The sequence below is a fragment of the Paludisphaera sp. genome (genome assembly GCF_037189885.1).
Classification (GTDB): Bacteria; Planctomycetota; Planctomycetia; order Isosphaerales; family Isosphaeraceae; genus Paludisphaera.
Genome location: NZ_JBBCIR010000009.1, coordinates 52,346 through 74,000 on the forward strand (window position 1 = coordinate 52,346; position 21,655 = coordinate 74,000).

Here is a 21,655-nt window from a genome sequence, read left to right on the forward strand (position 1 = left end):
GATGATATCTCGATTATCGGAAGTCGACCGCCCGGGTCAACGCCCGTCGCGGCGCTGACCTATCTTGAATCGGCGTCAAAATCCCCGCGCCCGGACCCTCGATTCGCCGCGCGCACGTTCACGTCAGGCCAGGGACGTCCTCCAGTCGATCCGCGAACGAGAGGGCGTCGGCGGCGTCGTGGAGCCGGTAGATCGTGCGAGAATGCGCGAACGCCTCGACCAGCTCGCCCCGCGGCACCGGCTCGCCGTCCGTCCCCAGCCCCCGGACGATCGCCAGGCGTCGCGGCGCCGCCAGGCTCGCGAGGCGTCCGAAGTCGCCCAGGGTCAACAGATTCGGGACGATCAGGCCCATCCGCATGGGCCCCCAGGCGGCCGGTTCGGGCCCGACCAGGCGGACGATGGCGTCCTCCGCGACGGCCGTCCCGATCCGTTCGGAGAGCCCCGCCGCGAGGATCGCCGCGGTCCCCGCCGCGCCCCGGCCGTGGACGACCACCGGGGTGCCGGGTGGGAGCTTCGGCGGCCCGTCCGCGAAGGAGGCGAGGAGTTCGACCCAGGTGAGTAAGTCGCGGACCCAGCGGCCGAGCAGGGGGCGACCGGTCCAGACTCCCCATTCCGCCTCGTCGTGGTCGATCGCCCCGGCCACCGGGTTCGTCGCCGGCTTGAGCCGCCCGAGGGCGCGCAGCTCGACCGCGCAGGTCGCGTGCCCGGCGCGGGCCCACGTCTCGGCCCAGGCGGCCGTGGCTTCCGCGGAGACTTCCTCCTCGCTCGCCAGGATCGCCAGCCCCTTCGGCGCGGCCGGCGGCGCGGGGCGACGGTAGATCCCCCGGAGCGACAGGCCGGCCTCGGGTTCCATCGCGATCGACCAGGGGCCGCCCGCCGCGCCGAAGGTCATCCGCGCTCGGGGGTTCGTCGGGGCTACTCCCCCCAGGACACGGTCCAGGTCGTCCCGGAGCATGAACGCGGCCGCGTCCCAGGCCTCGCGGTGGTCGGGCGCGGCCGGCAGCGCGGCGAAGCGCGCCTTCGCCTCGGCGTGGACGAACGCCGGGATCGTGACGATCGTCGCCGGCCGGGACGCGGCGTCGGGATAGCAGCGGATCGTCTCGGGGTCCTCGGCCTGGATCTCCGGCTCGGCGACGGGCGAGCCGTCCCCCTTCTCGCGGAGCCAGCGGTCGAGCCAGCCGTACATCGCCTCGCGCATCGGCTTGTTGTAGTCGTGGCCCGAGTCGATCACGACCTGCCGGACCTTGTCCCCCGCCTCCAGGGCCTCGAACCGGCCCCGGGCGTAGGCGAGGCTCCTGGCGGCCTCCCCCACGCTGAACTGCGGGGCGTCCTGGCTAGCGCTGATGACCAGCAGCGCCCGGGGCGCGATCAGGGCCAGCAGGTCGCCGGTGCTGGCGTAGGTCATCCCCGAGGGGTTGACCTCGCAGGCGCAGCAGGCCGCGCTCAGGTAGGCCTCGTAGGTGCCGACCCCGCAGACCGGGACGACGGCCTTGAGGCGGTCGTCGAGCGCCCCGGCGTAGAGCGACTGGTTGCCGCCGCCGGAGGCCCCGGTGATGGCCAGCCGGGCGGGGTCGACCTCGGGGCGGCTCGCCAGGTAGTCGACCGCGCGGCGGTTGTCGAAGACCTGCAGGCCGATCAGCGGGACGCCGGCCGCCCAGGTGGAGGCCCCCATGGGGCCGCCGTGATAGGTCCCCGGCGCGGGGGCGACGGCGCGTTCGCCGGCGCCGAAGGCGTCGACGCAGAGGCAGACGTAGCCCAGCTTCGCCAGCCCGATGCAACGGGCCTGGACGCCGGGGTCGACGCGGGCCCAACTCCAGTGCCCGTGGACGCACAGGACTCCCGCCGCGGGGGCGTCGACGCGACGGGGCCGGTAGAGGTTCGCCGTGACGCGGACGCCGGGGCGGCTCTGGAAGGTCAGCCGCTCGATCAGGTAGTCGTCGCGCTCCACGACGCCCAGGATCTCCGGCTCCAGGTCGGCCGCCTCGGCCGCCAGGGCCGCTCCGAACGAGCTTCGCAGCCCCTCGGCGACGCCGCGCAATCGATCGTCCCAGCCGACCCCCCCGGCCGGGCCCGCCGCGGGCGTCGGGAACGATCGACGCAGGGCCTCGCCGTACTCCGCCTTGGGGTCGCTCTCCCGGATCGTCCGCATGGCCGCCCTCCGCGTGTCCCGATCGTCCGGGGATCAGGCTATCGGGCGCGCCGGGGCGTCGCAAGGGGCGGGCGGGCGGCGTGGCTGCGTGGGTGGCTGGGTGGCGGCTGTTGTCCCTGGCATAATCCGATTATGCCGCCTGATCCGTGCGCCTGGCGCGGGTGGGCCGCTTTGTTCGGCCGCCGCAGGGGATTTCTTGAGGATATCTCTGGAATCCTGACCTAGGTTTTGGGTATCGAAGGTCTCTCCGAAATATTCGGCGGCTTCGGCAAGGCCGTCAGATTGATGCATGTCGCCAAACTCTGCGCGGCACGCAAGGTCGTCGACCACCTCGACGGCCCGGTGAACCTCCGAGGGAAGCGCGGCCAGGCCGCGGGCCGCCGGCGACGGCGGTCGACTTCGCCAGGGATAGGGGGTCGGACTCACGGAGGGATGGACCAGGGCGGGAGAGGCGCGGCGAGGGAGGGGCGAGCGAGGGGGACGGCCGCCGGCCGTCGAGGGCGAGGGGATGGGCCGACGGCCCGTCTCGTCCGCCCGCGACGGGAGGCTGGATCGTCGTCCGCGCCGAGGGCCCCGCGTCGCGCCGCAAGGTCAGGGGTGCGGCATGCTCGGGCTTCCCATGGTCCAGCTCGGAGAGCGGACCTGGACGGGATGCAAGGATGTTGGGCGGCGGATCGGATCGAGGATCGTGGACGCCAGGGCCAAGGCCCGGGCCCGGAGGCGACGGCTGCGGCCGACGCTGTCCGAAGTCCTGGAGGAGCGACAGCTCCTCAGCGCGTCGGGCGTCGACTACGTGATCTCGGGCTACAAGTGGTCGGACCCCTCGCGCATCACCTACAGCATCGCCCCCGACGGCGTGTCGTGGATCAGCGGGACGAACACGATCTCCTCGGCGTTCGACGCCAAGTTCGGCGCCGGGACGTGGCGGCGCGAGCTGGCGCGCGCGCTGGCCACCTGGCAGACCGCGGCCAACATCAACATCGTCCCGGTCGCCGACGGCCCCTACGGGCAGAACGCGCTGGGCGCCTGGCAGGGGGATCCGCGGTTCGGCGACATCCGGATCGGCGGCGTCGCGATGGGCGAGCAGAAGATCCTCGCCCAGACCTACTACCCCCCCCCGAACGGGTCGACCAGCGGCGGCGACGTCGAGATCAACCTGACGATGGACTACGGCATCGGCCGCCAGTACGACCTGTTCAGCGTCCTGTTGCACGAGACCGGCCACTCCCTCGGCCTGGGGCATCCCACGGACTCGTCCCACGTGATGCGCTCCGTCTACGGGGGCGTCGTCACGACCCTCTCGGACGGCGACCTCGAAGGCATCCGCGCGATCTACGGGGCGCGGAAGGTCGACGTCTACGAGGCCCAGGGGTACGGCAAGAGCGCGGCGCTGCCCATCGACATGACGGGCCCGCTGGCGACCTCGAACACGTTCACCTCCGAGGCGGCGTCGCTGGACGTGATCGGCGAGACCCAGTGGTTCAGCTTCGTCGCCCCCTCGTACTCCGCCGGGACGTGGTCCGTGACCGCGTCGGCGTCGAACCTCAGCATGCTCAGCCCCAAGGTCACGCTCCACGACGACTCGGGCCGCGTGCTGGCGACGGCCTCGGATCCCAGCAAGTGGAGCGCCGACGCGACGGCCCGGGCGTCCTCCCTGGTCCCTGGCCGGCGGTATTACGCCGCCGTCACCGGCGCGACCGACGACGTCTTCGCGGTGGGGACCTACAACCTGACGATCTCCGTGTCGGGCACGCCGGCCCCGCCGCCGCCCCCGGTCGTGGTCCGGCCGACCGTCCCGACGGCCCCGGCGGTCCCGACCGTCCCGACGATGCCCAACATCCCGGCGCCGATCCCCCCCGTCGCGCCGACTCCCCCCGCCACCGGCCCCATCTACCCGACGACGACGGTGGTGCTGCCGGACGTATTCGAGCAGAACGACACGGCGAGGACGGCGACGCGGCTGGGCCGGGTCACGCAGCAGGTCTATTACGGCCTGACGCTGACGACGGGCGACGTCGACTTCCACGCGTTCCAGGCGGCGGTCGCGGGCGTCTACCACGTCTCGGCGCCGGGGACGATCGTGCAGATCTACAACAACCGGGGCCGCGTCGTGGCCCAGGGGAACGGCGAGGCGACGGTCTCGGCGACGAGGAACGCCGCGCTCACCGTGCTCATCCAGGCCCCGAGCGCCGCGCCCGTCGCCGGCTACAACATGACCATCGCCGCCGCGACGCAGGCCCCGGCCCGCGTGCCGCCGGGCCGCGCGCCGCTGCCGCCGGCGCGGCGGCCGCCGTTCGGCCGCATGCCCCCGCTCCGGCAGACGGCCCCCATGCTCGCCTCCGCCGGCTGGGAGTCCGCCCTGCGTCGGGCCCCCGCCTGACGCTCGGCGACGGCTCGGGAGTTGCCTCCCTCGTTTGAGGGCGAGTCCGTCGTGTGGTAGCCTGAGCGGGACGTCGAATCGACCGACCCGCCACCGGAACGTCGCGAACCGCCCCGGGCCCCGTCGGCCCGGGGCGATCGACTTGACGGCCCGCCGACGGACCCCGCGAACAAGGAGCGATCAAGAATGGCCGAGTACACCGTCCCCCCGCTGCCCTACGACTTCGGGGCCCTCGAACCGCACATCGACGCCAAGACGATGGAGATCCACCACGACAAGCACCACGCCGCCTACGTCAACAACCTGAACGCGGCGCTGAAGGATCATCCCGGGCTCCAGGGCAAGCCCATCGAGGAGTTGGTGGCGGATCTGAACGCGATCCCCGAGGCGATCCGGACGGCGGTGCGGAACAACGGCGGCGGCCACGCCAACCACTCGTTCTTCTGGGAGATCATCGGCCCCGGCGGCGGCGGCGAGCCCAAGGGCGCCCTGGCCGACGCCATCGCCTCCGAGCTGGGCGGCTTCGCCAAGTTCAAGGAGGACTTCAACAAGGCCGCCACCACCCGCTTCGGCTCCGGCTGGGCCTGGCTGACGATCAAGGACGGCAAGCTCGCCGTCACCTCCACCCCCAACCAGGACACCCCCCTCTCCGACGGCGCCACGCCCCTCCTGGGCCTGGACGTCTGGGAGCACGCCTACTACCTGAAGTACCAGAACCGCCGCCCGGACTACATCGCCGCCTTCTGGAACGTCGTCAACTGGGACGAGGTCTCCCGCCGCTACGAGGCCGCGAAGGGCAAGTGAGCCCCGGGTCGTGACGAACGTCCTCCCCCTTCGCGGGGGAGGACGGACCGCGAGGCAGTCCCGAAGAGGGGACGACGGGCGCGGGCGCCGACTCGTCCGGCCCCCGGGCTACCTTCCCCGGCGAGAGCGGAAGGGCTTCATGCCGGCCCGCTCGGGATGCGGTCGGCGCCCGGCCGGCCCGGTCGCTCGGCTTGACCGGGCCCCCGGGTTCGCTATCATCCGGACGCGCGGGCCTTCGCTCCCTCGCGTCCGGTCGCGTTTCCACAGGAGGAGTCCCGTCGATGGAACGACCCCACGTCCTCCGCTCGTCGCTCGCGCCCATCGGGGGGATCCTGGTGCTGGCGCTCGCCGCGTCGTCCGGCTGCCGAAGCACCAAGAGCGAGGTCCCGCCGGGCCGGCCCTACGCGCGCACGGGCGAGCCGCCGGTCGTGGGCTTCAGCTCCGACCCGCGCCCCGGTCCCGCGACCATGGCCGACGCGTTCAACTACAACATCGGCCCCGGCGCGGCGGCCGACGACCAGGGCGCGCGGGCCAAGGCGGCGACGACCTTCGGCATGCCCACCGCGGGCGAGAAGGCCGCGCGGCCGACGATCAACGCCTACGGCCCGCCGGGGACCGCGGGCGTCGACCCCACCGCCGGCGCCACCCCCGGCGACCTCGCCGACGAGCTGATGAAGCCCGAGGAGTCCGCCACGAGGTCGCTCACCCGCGACCTGAAGGCCAACCCCCCCCTGGCGACGCCGTGAGCGGAACGCCCCGGATTCTCCTCGAGGACGAGCATTGCCTGGCCCTGCTCAAGCCGGCGGGGCAGCTCGTCCAGGGGAACTGGGCCCCCCCCGGCGAGACGACCCTGGAGCAGGACGCCCGCCGCCATCTCCACCCCGCCTCCCCCGACGACGCCTACCTCGGGATCGTCCATCGCCTCGACCGCCCCGTCTCGGGCATCCTGGTCTGGGCCAAGACCCCCAAGGCCGCCCGCCGGCTCTCCCGCCAGTTCGAGCACCGGGCCGCGATCAAGGAATACTGGGCGGTCGTCGAGGCCGGCCCCGACCCCGCGCCCCGGGCCGATGGCGCGGGGCTCCCCGCCCCGGTCGACGCCTGGGAGGACTGGCTGACCCCCCGCACGGACGCCGAGGGGCTGGTGCGCGTGGTCGCCGAGGGGACGCCGGGCGCCAGGAGGGCGCGGACGCGCGTGGTCGTCGACGATTCCGCGACCCTCCCCGACGGCCTCCGATGGCTCCGCCTCTGGCCCGAGACCGGCCGGACGCACCAGTTGCGCGTCCAGGCCGCCGCGCGCGGGACGCCGATCCTCGGCGACGCGCACTACGGGGCGACCCGTCCGTTCGCGCCCGGGATCGCGCTCCACGCCCGGTCGTTGCAGCTTCGGCACCCGGCCACGTCGGCGCCGCTGATCCTCGTCGCCCCGACACCCGCGTCGTGGGCCGCCTGGGGGCTCGAACGCGCGTCCGGCCCCCGGGATGCTTGAACGTCGATCGGGCTCAGTCGACGCCGATCTCGACGATCTTCAGCTTGAGCGTCCCGCGCGGGATGGGGACTTCCACCTCGTCCCCCACCTTCTTGCCGACGAGCCCCTGGCCGATCGGGCTGGTGAGGAGGATGAAGTTCTTGTCGTAGTCCTCCTCGCCGGGGCCGACGAGGGTGAAGTCCTCCTCGTCCCCCATGTCGACGTCGAGGACGCGGACCCGCGAGCCGAAGACGACGCGGTCCTTCGGCAGGGTCGACCTGTCGACGATGTAGGCCCGGCTGAGCTTGTCCTGGAGGTCGTTGATGCGCGCCTGGAGCATGCCCTGGGCCTCGACGGCCGCGTCGAACTCGGCGTTCTCCGAGAGGTCGCCGAAACCCCTGGCCTCGGCGATCTGCTCGGCGATCCGAGACATGTCCTCGTTCTTCATCTTGTCGAGCTGGGCGAAGAGCTTCTCGTAGCCTTCCTTCGACATCGGAATGCGGTCGCTGGACATGCCGAACTGCTCCATTCTCCGGACGTCACGGGTGCGCGTGTCGAATCGGCGGGACGCCGAGAGGCGTCGCCGTCGGTCGATCGGCGTGGGCGTCGTCCTCGTCCTGGGGACGGGTTCGAGGGTTGACGAAAACGAGTCCAAGAACTCCGGGGATCGCCCGGGCGCGCCGCCGGGGCAAAAAAAAATGAGACGTCCCGAATGCTTAGGCCGCATCCGGTTCCGTCCATCCGACATCAAGCCTAGTAATCGCTCCACGGCGATGCAAGCCCAACCCGATTCGGGCGGCGGGGTCTCTTCCGATCGGTCGCGCTCAATCCGGGTTCAATCCCATCTCCCGCAGCATGGCGGCCAGCCGTTCGGCCCGCTCCTCGGCCTCCTCGGCGCGGCGGTGCGCGGCGTCGGCGAGCCGGTGCTCGGCGCGGGCGCGACGCTCGGCCTCGTCCGCCCGGCGGGCCTCCTCGTCCGCCCGGCGGGCCTCCTCGTCGCGCTGGCGCATCGCCTGGACGGCGGTGACGAAGGGGGTCCCGTCCGGCCGGCGGATGACCAGGGCGTCTTCCTCGGGAGGCGATTCGAACGTGACGCCGAGGCGGGGGCTTCGCCAGCCGTCGACCTCGGGGATCGGGCGCATCCGGGCACCGTCGCGGAGCCAGCCCTTGAGCGAGCCGCCGCGCGGGTCGTACTCGTAGTACTCCTCGACGCCCAGCCGGTCGTAGAGGTTCAGCTTGCGGGCCATCTCGGCCGGGGTGTTGGCGTGGGAATAGACCTCGAAGACGACCTGCGGCGCCAGGCCCCCTTCGAGCCACTGGCGATAGGAATAGCGTCGGCCCTTCGGGCGGCCGAAGACGACCATGGCGTCGGGCGCGACGCAATCCCTGACGACGCCCTCGGTGTAGTACCAGAGCAGGTCGCCGGCGACGAACACGTCGGGCCGGGCGTCGAAGAGGGCCTCCAGGCCCTCCTCGATGGTGACGATCCAGTCGAACTGCTGGGTGCTTTCGGCCATGGGCTTGCCGTCGGAGTCGGGGTACGTCGGGTCGCGCGCGTCGACGTACAGCCCGCTCGGCGCGAGGCCGGGGGCCGAAGGCGGCGGGTCGGCCGTGCTCACGGCGCATCCTCCCTGGTCTAGCCCGGGTCGATTCATGCGTGCGTCGAGTCTAGCCCGCCGCGCGGGCCGACGCAACAACGTCGCTCACTCGTGTCGGAGGGCCTCGATCGGGTCCATCATCGCGGCGCGTCGGGCCGGGTAGAGGCCGAACAGGATGCCGACGGCCACCGAGATCCCGAACGACAGCAGGACCGACATGCCGGTCACGAACGCCTTCTGGTCCGGGATGAAGTAGACGATGATCCGCGGGATCGTGATCCCGATGCAGACCCCCAAAATCCCGCCGACGCCCGAGAGCACCACCGTCTCGATCAGGAACTGCTGGGTGATGTCCTTCCGCTTGGCCCCCAGCGCCCGGCGGATGCCGATCTCGCGGGTGCGCTCGGTGACGGTCGCCAGCATGATGTTCATGATGCCGATGCCGCCGACCAGCAGCGAGATCGCGGCGATCGTCCCCAGGATGATGCTGAACTGCCGGGCCGATCGCTGGGCCTCCAGCAGCAGGTCGTAGGGGACGGTCATCTCGACGTCCTTCTTGGGATGGTACTTCTCGTAGGCCGCCTTGATGAGGGGGACCGTGGGCTGGACCTGGTCGATGTTGCCGACCTGGAGGGTGATCTGGGAGAGCTGCGTCTCCTCGGCCTCCATGGAGCCGGAGCGGTTGTTGATGATCCGCTCGCCGAACCGCACCTTGCAGGTGTTCAGCGGGATGTAGACGTCCTTGTTGTAGTCCTTGGCCGCGAGGCTTCCGCCGATGCCGGCGGTGCTCTCGCGCTCCCGCGTGACCCCGACGACGGTGTAGTAGTCGGACCCCAGCTTGATCGTCTGGTGGATGGGGTCCTCGTAGGGGAACAGGGTCTTGGCGGTCGTGGAGGCGAGGACGGCGTAGTTCTGGTACTTCTCGTTATCCGCGGCGGTGAGGAAGCGGCCCCGCTCCATCTCCAGGCGGTTGAACTCGGCGTAGTCCTGCGTGGTCCCGACCACCATGCCGTCCAGGGTGTGCTGGAGGCGGCGGATGCCCTTGCGGATCTCGCGGATGGGCAACGCCTTGCGGATCGTGGGCACGGTGGCCATGATCCGGTCGTAGTCCTCGTACTTGATGCCGTAGTTGAGGATGCGGGCCGGGCGGCCGGCGGAGGCCTGGGCCTCGTCGCTGGGCTTGACCGAGCGGATGATGATGTTGTTGGCGCCGAGGGCCCGGATGCGCTCCTGGGCGTCGCGGCTGGATCCCTCGGCGATGGCCAGCATGGAGATGACCGCGGCCACGCCGAAGACGATGCCGAGCACGGTCAGCCCGGAGCGCAGCTTGTGGAGCAGGAGGCTCTTCATCCCGAGTTTCAGGCCGCGCCAGATGCGTCGCATGGTCTAGGTCCTCGCGGTGGATGGTGGGCGGGCGGCCGTCTCAGGCCTCGACGGCGGCCGGCGACCCCGCGGCGGCGAGCATCCGGGGGCTGGGCCCATCCTCGATGATCTGGCCGTCGCGCATGCGGATGATCCGCTTGGCGTGCTCGGCGATGTCGTCCTCGTGGGTCACCATGATGATGGTCTTGCCCGCGTCGTTGAGGCGCTGGAGCATGTCCATGATCTCGTGGCTGGTCTTGGTGTCGAGGTTGCCGGTGGCCTCGTCGGCGAGGATGATGTACGGGTCGTTGATGAGCGACCGGGCGATGGCCACGCGCTGCTGCTGGCCGCCGGAGAGCTGGGTCGGGCGGTGGTCCAGGCGCTCCCCCAGGCCGACCATCGTGGCCAGCTCGATGGAGCGCTGGACGGCCTCGGGGCTCAGCTCGCCCCCCCCCTGATACGTCAGGGGGAGCTGGATGTTCTCCAGCACGGTGTACTGCTGGATGAGGTTGTACGACTGGAAGATGAAGCCGAGGTAGCGGGAACGCACCTCGGACAGCTCGTCGTCGTCGAGGCGGGCGACGTCGCGGTCCCCCAGGAAGTACTCGCCGGAGGTGGGGCGGTCCAGGCAGCCCAGCAGGTTGAGCATGGTGCTCTTGCCGGAGCCGGACGCCCCCATGATGGCGACGTACTCGCCGGGGTAGAAGTCGACCGACACGCCCCGGAGGGCGTGCACGGTGACGGTCTGGCTGGGCCCCCGGCGGCCGAAGAATCCGCCGCCGGAGGGGGCGTGCCCCATGACGTAAGTCTTGCGCACGTCGACGATCGAGACCAGGGGCTTGACGCCCTGGGGCGCCGGTTCGGGTCGGGGCTGCACGGTCAGTTCCCCCCCCCGGGGCCGCCCGCCCCGCCGCCCGGTCCGCCCGGCCCGCCGGGGCCGCCCGGGCCTCCGGGGCCGCCGCCGTTCTGGCGCATTTGCTTCATCTGCTCGAGCATCTCGGGGGTGACGCCGGCCTTCTTGAGGATCTCGGCCTTCTCCTCCTCGGTGCCCGTCCGGAGCTTGCCCTTCTCCTCGGCGGAGAGGTTCTGGAACATGGCGCCCATCGCGCCGCCGGGCCCGCCGGCGCCGCGACGGCCCCCCTTGCCCTTGGCCTTGGCGGCGTCGGGGCTCCCGGGGGCTCCCGGGGCTCCCGGCGGGCCGCCGGCGGCCGGCGCGCCGTCGGGGCCTTCGCCCGCGCCGTCGGCCTTGGCCCATTCCTGCTGGCCGCCCCCGCCCCCCTTGCCGACGGCGAACAGCTCGCGGCGCTCCTCGTCGGTGAGCAGGGCGATCGGGTTCAGGGCGACGACGTGGCCGGCGTCCAGGCCGCCGACGACCTCGATGTACTTGTCGTTGGTCGCCCCCAGGGCGACTTCCTTGCGGTCGTACCCCTCGGGGCCGCGGACCGCGACGTGGGCCTTGCCCTTGTACTCCAGCACCGCCTGGACGGGGATCGTCAGGACGTCGTCCTTGCGGTCGACCAGGATGACGACCTCGGCGTTCATGCCGGGGCGGAGGCCCGGCAGCGGATTGTCGATCTTGATGTGCGAGGTGTAGACCTTGATGTCCGAGCTGAAGAAGCTCGTCGGGTCGGGCAGGGGGGCGACGTCGGTGACGGTCCCGTCCAGCTCCTGGTCGGCGAAGGCGTCGACGCGGATCTTGGCCCGAAGCCGGCCGGCGCCCATGCGCGAGGCGATCTTGTCGAGCTGCGACTCGTGGATCTTGGCGTTCACCTGCATGTTGGTGACGTCCGGCAGGCTGAAGATCGCCTGGCGCTCGCGGACGGTCGCCCCTTCCTCGATCTGCGGCGTGTTGCTGCCGAAGTTCCGCCCCGGGTCGTTGGCGTAGACGATCAGGCCGTCCCCCGGCGCGTAGAGCTTGCAGTTGGCGATCTGCCGCTCGTACTTCGCCTCCTTCTGCTTCTCCAGGTCGAAGGTCTGCTCCTTGGCCTTCTCGTCGGAGAGCGCCTTCTCGACGTCGCTGCGCAACTCCTTGATGGTCTTGGCCTTGGTGAACTGCTCCAGCACCTTCAGCTTGCTGTTGGCCTGCTCCAGCGCGAACTGGGCCTTCTGGAGGTTCAGCTCCTCGGTCTTCTTCTGGGCGAGCGAGACGTAGCCCTTGTCGAACATCCGGTTGGCCCACTCGACGCGGTCGGCGGCGCGGGCGAGGTCGGACTCGGCGAGCTTGATCTCGCCGTTGATGGTCGCCTTCTCCTGGCCGTAGATGCCGTCCTCGTACTCCTTGACGGCGATCTCGGCGACCTCGCGGGTGAGCTTGGCCTGCTCGTACGCGGCCTTGGCGCCCTCGGTGGAGATCCGCTGGTTGGTCAGCGACTCGCTCAGGGTGGCCGAGTCCAGCTCGCAGACCAGGTCCCCCTTCTTGACCGGGGTCCCCTCCGGCAGGATCTTCAGGATGGTGGTCGTCCCCTCCACCTGGCAGTAGGCGATCTCGTTCTTGGCGCTCTCCAGCGACCCCTTCTCGGTGACGGTGATCAGCAGCGAGCCGCGCCTGACCTCGAACGGGATGACGTCCAGCGCGGCGGGGGCGAAGAAGCCGTGGATCGGCTTGCTCAGGCCGGGGACGCTGACCAGGGCCACGCCCCCCACCGCCACGAGGGCGGCGAGGGCCAGGGCCAACATCTTGCCGAAGCCCACCTTACGGCGTCTCGGGCGCTGCAGGGGCGGCAGGTCGCGGGTCGCTCGTGCCGGGCCCGAGGCTGGGGCCTCGGTATTCTGCAGGGAAAAGTTCACTGAACGCCTCCCATTCGTCGTAGGGCAAGGTGCCGATGTCGCGATAGAGCGTCAGGCGGGCGGTCTGGAAGGACCGCCAACCGGACAGGAGCGTCCCCTGCTGGCCGATCAGCTGCGACTGGGCCTGGAGGAGGTTCTGGGTCTGGGCCGCCGCGTTGGCCGTCGCCGCCAGGTTGTTCCCCGAGGTGGCCGCCGGGGGCGCCACCAGCTGCTCGAACGCCTGGTCCTTCAGCCGCGCCTGGAGTTCCAGCTGCTGCTTGGAGATCTCATACTGGTAATAGGCGATTTGCATCTGGCGGACGGACTGGCGAAGGTTCAATTTCAGGGCGTCTTCCTGGGATTGCAGGCTCCGACGCTGGCGCTGGTAGTCGATGATCGCCTGTCGGAAGGCGTTACGCTCGGAGAGCCGGATCAGGGGGAGCTCCGCGTTCAGGACCAGGCTCAGCTGCTGGGCCCGGGAGTCGAAGCCGAACGGGTTGGTTGTCGTGGGGGGGGTCAGCACCTGGTTGGTGAGGCCTACGTTGAGTATACCCTTGAGGGCGTTCGCCCGGAAACGTATTTGTCGCCAGGCGTCGTAGAGTTGGGCCCGGTTGTTCATCATGTCCAGGCGGTGCTCCAGCGCCGTCCGCACGGCCGCCTGGAGGATGTCCTCCAGGTTGTCCTCCTGGGCCTCCCCGGACTCGTTCTTGTAGGGGGCGAGGACCGAGCGGCCGTCGATCACGACGTCCTCCAGGGACGGCACGTTGCCCACGATCCGCGGCAGCTCCTTCAGGTCGCGCCTCGGGTTGCGCTGCCAGGCGTCCAGCTCGGTGTACACGTCCTTGAACGGCTGGTAGAGCCCGAGGTCGACGATCAGCGGCGTGTCGGTCGGCAGGCCCATCTGCATCTTGAAGCTGTCGAGGCTGTTGCGGTACGTCAGGATGTCCTGCGCGAGCTGCCGGCGGCCGTTGATCAGCGAGTTCTGGGCCTGGTCGACCTGGAGCTGCGTCAGGCCCGACGCCTCGCCGTCGATGAGCTGCTGGTACAGGTTGACGATCTGCTCCAGCGTGGCGACGTTCCGCTTGTCGATCTCGATCTGGGCGGCGTTGAGCACCACCGGGATGAACCCGACGACCGGGTCGGTGTTGCCGGCGCTGGAGAAGCCGGCCAGGGCGAACGTCGAGCCCAGGTTCTGCACCGAGCCGGCGATCAGCACCGACACGATGAATTCCTGGCGGAACCGGGCGAACGAGCGCACCTGGTACAGCAGCGACCGCTCCGCCAGCGTCAAGGCCTCCAGGGTCACGGCCCGGCCGCCGCCGCGCAGCAGCGGCTGGACGAACGTCAGCGGCAGCGACGACTGCACCGTCGGCTGGAACGGTCGGCTCCCGACGAGGTTGAACACGACCTGGTTGGCGAACCCCGCCAGCAGCCGCCCGCCCGAGTTCAGCAGCTTGCCCACGCCCGCCACCTCGCCCAGCTGCAGCGTCGAGAACTGGCCGCCGGGGGCGTAGCGCGTCTGGTAGTTGAAGACGTTCGCCGGGTTCAGCGCCGGGAACCCCGCTCCCAGGGGGCTCGCCTGGGGGGACAGGCCGGCGTAGAACTGGGGCTGGAAGGCGAACCGCTGGAGCGTCACCGACAGGGCCGAGGAGTAGAGCGCCTCGAGCTGCACCTGGTAGTAGCGGCTGTTGATGAGGGCCAGGGTGAACGCCTGCTGCATGTTCACCTTGTAGTACTTGGCGCCCGGGGGCAGCCCGGCGGCGGCGGCCTCGTCGAGCCGGGGGATCGTGGGGACGAGGATGCCGGAGAGCTCGGCCGCCTGCTCCTGGGTGAAGGCGCCGTCGCCGCGCTCGGGGATCATCCGGTCGGGCCGCGGGAGGTTCGGGTCGGCCAGGTCGCGCCCCAGGGGGTTGGGGTCCAGGGGGGTGGCGGGCGCGGGGGAGAGCGGGCGGTCCGGGTCGGTGGAGGGGTCTTGCTGGAGCCCGGCGGGCTTCAGGGCCAGGTCGCGGCGAGGCGGCGGGATCTTGGGCCGGGCGTCGCCGATCAGGACGGGGGCCGCCTCGGGGTCGCGGGGCCTGTCCAGGCTGGCCGAGACGGGGACGGGGCCGGGCGGGGGCTCCTCCCCGGGCCGGTTGAACGGCGAGGGGGTCTCGGGCGGGCCGGGCGGGGGCGTCGGCGTCGGGATCTCCGGGGCCGGGTCGCGCGGGGGCGTGAGCGCGGCCTGGGCGCGGCGCTCATCGTCCCAGCGTTCCAGCATCTCGATGTAGCCGGTCCCCTCGGCCGGCACGATGAGCCGGTTGTCGGGCCACTGGGGCATGGGGGAGAGGGCCTCGGCGGCCGGGTCGTCGGGGGGCGCCGGGGGGAAGTCCTGGTCGTAGGGGTCGGCGTAGCGCGAGAGGGCGGGGGGCTCCACCGAGAAGGTGTCGAGCCGCCAGCGCGGGTCGCGACTCTTCTCGAAGATCGCTTCCGTGACGTCCTGGTTCGCCCAGTCGCGGAAGAATTCGCGCGTGCATCCCGGTTGGGTCCCCAGCACGGCCGCGAGCAGGATCGGCAGCGCGCCGAGCCTCGCCGGCGCGCCGCCCGGGGATGTGATCGTTTTTTCGGCCATTCTTCTCGCCTCGACTGGCTTACCTACGGACCACCGCCCCACCGGGCGCGCCGCGGCGCCGCGACCGGGCGTCGGGCCCGGACCGGCCGGGCCGCGCCGGGTTCGGCCGCCGCGTCAACGGTTGTATCGGGCGTGCGGGTTGCGCGAGTTGAGCCGAAGGCGCGGGGGCCCCGCGAGGTCCGGCGGCGTCCGGCGGGGTTTCCTGTTCAGCGGGGGGGTCGTCAAGGCCGAAATCCCAAGAGTCAATCGGGCCCCCTGGCGCCGGAAGCGCGCCGAGCCCGTCCGGGACGACGGCCGAAGTCGTCGCCCCGGCGAGCCCCACGAGGGACGGCCGCCGCGCCGGCGCCGCGGCGAGACGCCTCGCGTGCGGGAACGCGGAACGAAGCCTGGGAGAAGGGAGTCTCCAGATGCTATACGGCAAGCGCGGTCCTGGACTCGGCGCGCGGCGCAAGCCGGTGAAGTGCGTCCCCAAGAGCGAGGCCCTGGAAGCGAAGGTCCTGCTGTCGATCGACCTGGGGGGGACGGCCCCGCCGGCCCTGCCGAACATCGCCGGCGGCAACGTGGGCATCGCGATGGTCAACTCGGCCGACGCGCTGCAGGGCGCCGGCACCAGCGTGGCGAACCTGGGGAGCGTCAACAACAGCGGATACGACTCCTTCCTGATCGGCGCCCCGGCCCTCAACCAGACGGGGACGAACACGAGGGCCGCCGCGTACCTGGTCTTCGGCTCGCAGGAGAACACGACCGCCGGGCCGCGGACCGCCGACTGGCTCAACGTCACGCCGGACGGCCGGGTCGGCAACCTGCCGCAGCTCGGCTCGGTGACCCAGGCCAACCCGATCACCGGCTCGACGACCGACGCCTACAACTTCAACGGCGTGACCTTCATCACCAGCCAGCAGCCGAACTCGCAGCTCGGCGCCTCGGTGGCCGACGCGGGGGTGATCCGCGGCACGCGGGCGTTCCTGATCGGGGCGCCGGGCGGGACCTCGGCCGGCACGTTCGTCAGCGGCGTCGGCACCGGCCGGGCGTACCTCGTCTACGGCGCGACCAACCTGGCCACCCTGACGAACAAGACGATCGACCTGGACGACCCGGCGTCGGCGCAGGCGGCCGGCGTGACCGTGGTCACGTTCGTCAGCTCCGGGCTGAACTCGCAGCTCGGCGCCTCGGTGGCGGGGATCGGCAACTTCCTCAACGACGGCTCCGGCGCCATCGCGATCGGCGCCCCGGCGGCGTCGATCAGCGGCTCGACGATCTCCGGCGGCGTGTACGTCATGTCGGCCAACAACCTGCCGACCACGCCGCAGACCATCGACGTCACTGCGATCGGCCAGGGGAGCGTCCCCGGGCTGGTGATCGCCGGTCCCGGCGGCGGCAGCCAGGCCGGCTTCTCCGTCGGCGGCTCCGGCGGCGACGTCAACTCCGACGGCGTGGCCGACCTGATCATCGGGGCGCCGGGGGTCGGCGTCGGCGGCGCGGCGTATCTCGTCTACGGCGGCAACCTGACCAACCAGGCGATAGTCACCAACGGCTACCGCTCGCTCTCCCTCGCCCGCGTCGGCACCGCCTCCGGCTCCACCCCCGCGCCCGTGGCCGGCGCCGCGATCGCCGGGTCGGCCGGCGAGGCGTTCGGCTTCTCCGTCGCCGGGGCCGGCGACTTCAACAACGACAACATCGGCGACTTCATCGTCGGCGGGCCCGGCTTCGTCGCCAGCGCCGGCCGCGCGGTGCTGATCTACGGCGCCCGCAACCACGCCGTCTCCGGCGCCTTCGCCGTCGACGCCATCCCCGCGGGGATCAGCTCGTTCACCGTCGTCGGCACGGCGCCGGGCGACGAGGCGGGCTACTCGGTCTCGGCCGCCGCCGCGGTCCGCCGCGGGCAGCCCAACGGCATCCTGGTGGGCTCGCCGGGCTACCTGGGCGAGCGCGGCGCCGCCTACTACCTGCCCGGCCACGGCGGGCTCTACACCGGCGTCTTCTCGCTGACCGACGCCGAGAACCCCAACACCCTGGCCGGCCTGCAGCTCACCGCGACCACCCCGGCCTTCCCGGTCGCGACCTACCCGACCCGGTTCGGCTCGTCGGTCTCCGGCCGGCTGCTCTCCTCGGGCCAGCGGTTCACGGCCGACGGCGACCTCCTGGGCGACTTCATCGTCGGCGCCCCGGGCTTCACCATCACCCCCTCGGCCAACCTCGCCGGCGCCGGCATGATCGTCGAGGGCGCCGCGATCACCAACCTCGTCGGCATCCCGCCGGCCTCCAACGTCATCGTCGGCCAGATCATCCAGATCGACAACGCGACGACCGCCCCCTTCCGCATCAGCGCCACGACGCCCGACGAGGTGCGGATCGTCATCGTCGGCGGGACCACCCCCTCCGGCGGCACCTTCAACCCGGCGACCGACATCGACCCGACGTCCATCGTGGTCAACGGCGTCGCGTTCCCGAACGCGACGGTCGCCGCCGACCCGACGAACCCCAACCGGGCGATCATCACCATCTCGCCCCGGTCGCGGCTCAACCTCCCCAGCGGGATCTCCACCTTCACGGTGTCCGGCCTCACCAACGCCGACGCCGACGACCCCCTCCAGCCCTTCGGCGCGACGACGCAGGTGAACACCGGCGGCGGCGGGGGCGGCGGCGGGGGCGGCGGCGGCGTCGCCGTGGCGGTCCCGCCGGGCGCCTTCACCCCGGTGACGTTCCAGTCGCACTTCGGCGGCGCGATGACGCCGACGATCGCGTCCCTCTCGCGGTTCAACTACGCCCCGATCCCGGTCAGCGTCGCCATGGGGCAGTACCTCCCGCAGGGGGGCTTCCGCCAGCGGCTCCAGGCCTTCCACGGCCAGAGGATCCAGGGCCGGCAGACCCACAGCGGCCGGAGCGACGCCGGGCGGGGCATCTGGACCCTGGGGAGCGACGTCTTCACCCGCGGCAAGTTCCAGAACGGCAAGAACTACGCCTGGCACCACCAGGGCCGCGTCGTGCCGGTCCAGGCCAAGGTCCAGCGGTACAACAACCGCAGCCACCTCCGCGACTGATCGCGCCCCCGGCCGCGTCGCCGTCCGTCGCGGGCCGGCCCCCACCCGGGGGGCCGGCCCGTCGGCGTTTCGAACGATCCGGCGTCAGGGACGCTCGCCGCGGACGAGCTGGCTCATGCGGGCGGTCAGCCGCCCCAGGGCCGGGCTGCGGTCGGTCTTCTCCAGGTGGACGTTCAGCAGGCTGAAGCTCGACGTGTTGGCCCACGCGCGCTCCAGCGCGGCGTCCAGCTCGGCCACGGTGCGGACCTCCATCCCGAGTCCGGTCCCCAGGACCTCCGGGACGCGGTGGTATTGCCAGTTGTGCACGTCGTTGAACGAGCCCTCCAGCAGGAACCGCTCGGTGGTGTAGCCGTGGTTGTTGAGGACCACGATGATGGGGTTGAAGCCGTGCCGCGCGACGGTGGCCAGCTCCATCCCCGTCATCTGGAACGCGCCGTCACCCACGATCACGAGCACCCGAGACCCCGGCGCGGCCATGTTCGCCCCGACGGCCGCCGGCACGCCGAAGCCCATGGAGGCGTAGTACGCCGGGGCGAGGAACTCGTTGCGGCGGTCCATCTCCAGGTCGGCCGCCCCGAACAGCGAGTCTCCCACGTCGGCGATCACCGTCGTCCCGGTGGTCCCCTTCAGCAGGCGGTTGAGCCGCGCGAAGAGCTTCGACGACGTCGCGGGCGAGTCCCCCGGGCCGATCTCCACGCCGGCGAACGGGTTGGTCCGCGGCGGGATCGGCCTCCGGGCGACGGTCATCCGCCGGCCGATCAGGCCGCGGATGAAGTCGTCCAGGCGGATGTCGCGGTAGTGGTGGCGTCGGATCCGCAGATCCTCGCTGGTCGCGTCGATGCAGCGCGACGGGTCGATGTTGGCGGTGAACGCGCCGAGGTTGATGTCGGTCATGAAGCAGCCGAGCATCAGCAGGCAGTCGGACGACTCCACGAACTCCGTGACCTCGGGCCGGCCCATGCCCCCCTCGTAGACGCCGGCGAACAGCGGGTGGGCCTCGGACGCCACGCTCTTGCCCAGGATCGTGGTGGCGAACGGCATCCCGGTCGCCTCGGCCAGCTCGATCAGGTCGTCCTGGAGGTGGAAGCGGTTGACCTCCACGTCGGCCAGGATCATCGGCCGCCGGGCGGCGGCCAGCATCGACTCGGCCTCGTCGAGCGCCTCGCGGAGGGCGTCGGGGTCGCTCTCCGGGGGGGCCTCGCGGCGGCGGTGGGGCGCCTCGGGGACCTCGTGGACGAGGTCGCGGGGCAGCTCCAGGTAGACCGGCCGCTTGTACCGGAGCGCGGCGTCGAGCACGCGGTCGATCTCGGCGAAGGCCGTCTCCGGGTTGTCGAGGACGGCGGCGGCGGCGGTGAACTGGCGGAAGACGTCGAACTGGGTCTCGAACGTCTTGACCTTGTGGTGCAGCAGCGGGTTCCGCGCCCGCTCGCCGATCCCGGGCGACCCGCTCAAGACGACGACCGGCGACTTCTCCGCGAACGCCCCGGCGATGCTGTTGGCCGTGGAGAGCCCGCCGACGCAGTACGTCACGCAGACGCACCCCAGGCCCCGGATCCGCGCGTAGGCGTCGGCCGCGTAGCCGGCGTTGTCCTCGCGCGTGGTCCCCACCAGCCGGATCGGGCTCTCCTCCAGCAGCTTGTACAGCCCCAGGACGTAATCGCCCGGGATTCCGAAGACGTGATCGACCCCCAGGCCGGCGATCCGGTCGACGAGGTAGCGGCCGATGGACGTGGACTCGCGCGGCGGCTGGGACATCGCGGCCTCCTCTCCCGAGGCCGGCGTCAGGGCCGGCCCGGACGGTTGACGACCTTCGCCAGGTCGTGGAACAGCGATTCGAGCACCAGGGGCATGTACAGGTTGCGCTGGACGTGGAAGTCCGCGTCCATGGCCCGCTCCGCCAGGATGAAGACGTCCTCCGGCTCCAGCCGCTCGGCCAGCCGGGCGATGGCGCGGCGGTCGTCGGGGTCGGGGGAGGGGGGCTCCAGCCCGGCGGTCTGCCAGAGGACCCCCCGGAACAGTCGCGCCAGCTCCCAAAGCATAAGCCGCACGCGCCGGCGTTGCGCGGCGGACTCCTTGCCCGCCTGCTTGGCGAAGGCGTCCAGCCGCTTCACCTGCTCTGCCGGGTCGATCCCCCCCTCGGAGGCCAGGCCGTCGATCAGGTCGCGGCGATAGCGCCCCAGGTCGGGGGCCGCCAGGCCGACCGCGCGGCCGAAGCTGCCGTCGGCCAGCGTCGCCAGCCGGGTCGCCTCGGACGGCTCCGTCGCGACCCCCCGCTCCAGGAGCGCCTCGGCCAGCACCTCGACCGGCAGGGGGTCGAACCGGACGACCTGGCAGCGCGAGACGACGGTCTCCAGCTGCCGCTCCGCGGAGGTCCCCAGCAGGACCAGCACCGCGCCGGGGGGGGGCTCCTCCAGCGTCTTGAGGAAGGCGTTGGCCGCCTCCTCGTTCATGGAGTCCACGTCGTCGACGATCGCCACCTTGCGGCCCCCGCGCGCCGGCTTCAGGGCGAAGTCGTCGCAGAGGTCGCGGATCACCTTGATCGGCAGCTCCTGCTTGTCTTCGGGCCGGCCGGCCGTGAGCAGGTCTGGGTGGGTCTGGGCCTCGGCCTGCGCGCAGCCGGGGCACGAGCCGCAGGGCTCCAGCTCGGCCTCGGGCCGCTCCTCGCACAGGAGCGCCTGGGCCAGCCGCAGCGCGAACGTCCGCTTGCCGACCCCCTCGGGGCCGACGAACAGCAACGCGTGCGGGAACCGGCCCGAGCGGGCGGCCCTCCGCAACTCGTCGACCACGCGGTCATGGCCGCGAACCGAGCCCCAGGACACGTTCCACCTCCCGCTGAATCCGCCCGAACACCGCGTCCGGCCCGGCCCCGGCGTCGATCGTGACGACCGGGGCGTCGTACAGCCCCGCGGGGTTCAGGAACCCCGCGCGCACCTTCGCCTGATATTCCGCCGGCCGGCGCTCGATCCGGTCGCGCGCCGGGCCCGTCCGCTCGCGGGCGACCTCCGGCGCGACGTCCAGGATCAGCGTCAGGTCCGGGAGCAGGCCGCCGGTCGCCGCCGCGCCGACCCGCGCGACCTCGGCCGCGTCCAGCCCCCCGGCGACCCCCTGATACACGATGTTGGAGAGCAGGAACCGGTCCGAGACCACGATCCGCCCAGCCGCCAGCGCCGGCCGCACCACCTGGTCCACGAGCTGCGCCCGGCTCGCCATGTAGAGGAGCATCTCGGCCCGCATCGTCGGGTGGACCGACTCGTCGGCGAGGATCACGGCGCGGAGGCGTTCGCCCAGGGCCGTGCCGCCGGGATCCCGGCAGGCGACCACGTCGAAGTCCAGCGAGCGCAGCCAGTCCGCCGCCCGCGCGGCCTGCGTCGACTTGCCGCCGCCGTCGGGCCCTTCGAGGGCGAGGAAGAACCCCGGATGGGGCCGGGGCGTCTCATTGGCCTGGGTCGTCACGCGGCGATCCTCCTTGATGGCATCCTACC

15 protein-coding genes are annotated in these 21,655 nt (G+C 71.8%); 5 read left to right on the forward strand and 10 right to left on the reverse strand.

The window, feature by feature from the left end; genetic code table 11:
• Positions 1-118: 118 nt before the first annotated feature.
• A complete protein-coding gene (locus WG209_RS03900) occupies positions 119-2,149 on the reverse strand; it encodes an acetylxylan esterase (RefSeq protein WP_337173695.1) in 2,031 nt (676 codons plus the stop codon).
• A 604-nt stretch (positions 2,150-2,753) separates the two neighbouring features.
• Between WG209_RS03900 and WG209_RS03905 the strand changes: the two genes are divergently transcribed.
• The 4 genes from WG209_RS03905 to WG209_RS03920 all read left to right on the forward strand — a co-directional run bounded on the left by WG209_RS03905 (position 2,754) and on the right by WG209_RS03920 (position 6,819).
• Complete coding sequence (locus WG209_RS03905) at positions 2,754-4,529, forward strand: matrixin family metalloprotease (protein WP_337173696.1); 1,776 nt, start codon at positions 2,754-2,756, stop codon at positions 4,527-4,529.
• Between the two features lie 186 nt (positions 4,530-4,715).
• Complete coding sequence (locus tag WG209_RS03910; protein ID WP_337173697.1) at positions 4,716-5,333, forward strand: superoxide dismutase; 618 nt, start codon at positions 4,716-4,718, stop codon at positions 5,331-5,333.
• Between the two features lie 281 nt (positions 5,334-5,614).
• A complete protein-coding gene (locus WG209_RS03915; RefSeq protein ID WP_337173698.1) occupies positions 5,615-6,079 on the forward strand; it encodes a hypothetical protein in 465 nt (154 codons plus the stop codon).
• Complete coding sequence (locus WG209_RS03920; protein ID WP_337173699.1) at positions 6,076-6,819, forward strand: RluA family pseudouridine synthase; 744 nt, start codon at positions 6,076-6,078, stop codon at positions 6,817-6,819. The genes WG209_RS03915 and WG209_RS03920 overlap by 4 nt, the downstream gene beginning before the upstream one ends.
• A gap of 13 nt (positions 6,820-6,832) precedes the next feature.
• On the opposite strand, the gene greA is transcribed toward WG209_RS03920, so the two are convergent.
• From greA to WG209_RS03950, 6 genes are all read right to left on the reverse strand, one after another.
• Complete coding sequence (gene greA, locus WG209_RS03925; protein WP_337173700.1) at positions 6,833-7,312, reverse strand: transcription elongation factor GreA; 480 nt, start codon at positions 7,310-7,312, stop codon at positions 6,833-6,835.
• A gap of 310 nt (positions 7,313-7,622) precedes the next feature.
• Positions 7,623-8,417 (reverse strand): Uma2 family endonuclease, encoded by a 795-nt coding sequence (locus tag WG209_RS03930; protein WP_337173701.1) that lies wholly within the window; start codon positions 8,415-8,417, stop codon positions 7,623-7,625.
• Between the two features lie 84 nt (positions 8,418-8,501).
• A complete protein-coding gene (locus WG209_RS03935; RefSeq protein ID WP_337173702.1) occupies positions 8,502-9,779 on the reverse strand; it encodes an ABC transporter permease in 1,278 nt (425 codons plus the stop codon).
• 40 nt (positions 9,780-9,819) lie between these two features.
• Positions 9,820-10,635, reverse strand: a complete 816-nt coding sequence (locus tag WG209_RS03940; protein ID WP_337173703.1) for an ABC transporter ATP-binding protein — start codon at positions 10,633-10,635, stop codon at positions 9,820-9,822.
• 2 nt (positions 10,636-10,637) lie between these two features.
• A complete protein-coding gene (locus WG209_RS03945) occupies positions 10,638-12,449 on the reverse strand; it encodes an HlyD family efflux transporter periplasmic adaptor subunit (protein WP_337173704.1) in 1,812 nt (603 codons plus the stop codon).
• A gap of 1 nt (position 12,450) precedes the next feature.
• On the reverse strand, positions 12,451-15,132 hold the full coding sequence (locus tag WG209_RS03950) for a TolC family protein (RefSeq protein ID WP_337173705.1): 2,682 nt from the start codon (positions 15,130-15,132) through the stop codon (positions 12,451-12,453).
• Positions 15,133-15,539: 407 nt separating this feature from the next.
• Here WG209_RS03950 and WG209_RS03955 point away from each other — a divergent pair, with 407 nt between their 5' ends.
• The gene (locus tag WG209_RS03955) at positions 15,540-18,173 is read left to right on the forward strand and encodes an integrin alpha (RefSeq protein ID WP_337173706.1); all 2,634 of its coding nucleotides are present in this window, start codon (positions 15,540-15,542) and stop codon (positions 18,171-18,173) included.
• An 84-nt stretch (positions 18,174-18,257) separates the two neighbouring features.
• On the opposite strand, the gene WG209_RS03960 is transcribed toward WG209_RS03955, so the two are convergent.
• From WG209_RS03960 to tmk, 3 genes are read right to left on the reverse strand one after another with little or no spacing between them, the layout of a single operon-like run.
• Positions 18,258-19,928 carry a thiamine pyrophosphate-dependent enzyme gene (locus WG209_RS03960; protein ID WP_337173707.1) on the reverse strand — a complete coding sequence of 557 codons (1,671 nt, stop codon included), beginning with the start codon at positions 19,926-19,928 and terminating at the stop codon, positions 18,258-18,260.
• A 26-nt stretch (positions 19,929-19,954) separates the two neighbouring features.
• Positions 19,955-20,992: a DNA polymerase III subunit delta' gene (gene holB, locus WG209_RS03965; protein ID WP_337173708.1), complete on the reverse strand. Its 1,038-nt coding sequence runs from the start codon at positions 20,990-20,992 to the stop codon at positions 19,955-19,957.
• On the reverse strand, positions 20,964-21,626 hold the full coding sequence (gene tmk / locus WG209_RS03970; RefSeq protein WP_337173709.1) for a dTMP kinase: 663 nt from the start codon (positions 21,624-21,626) through the stop codon (positions 20,964-20,966). Before tmk ends, holB begins: the two co-directional genes overlap by 29 nt.
• Positions 21,627-21,655 lie beyond the last annotated feature (29 nt).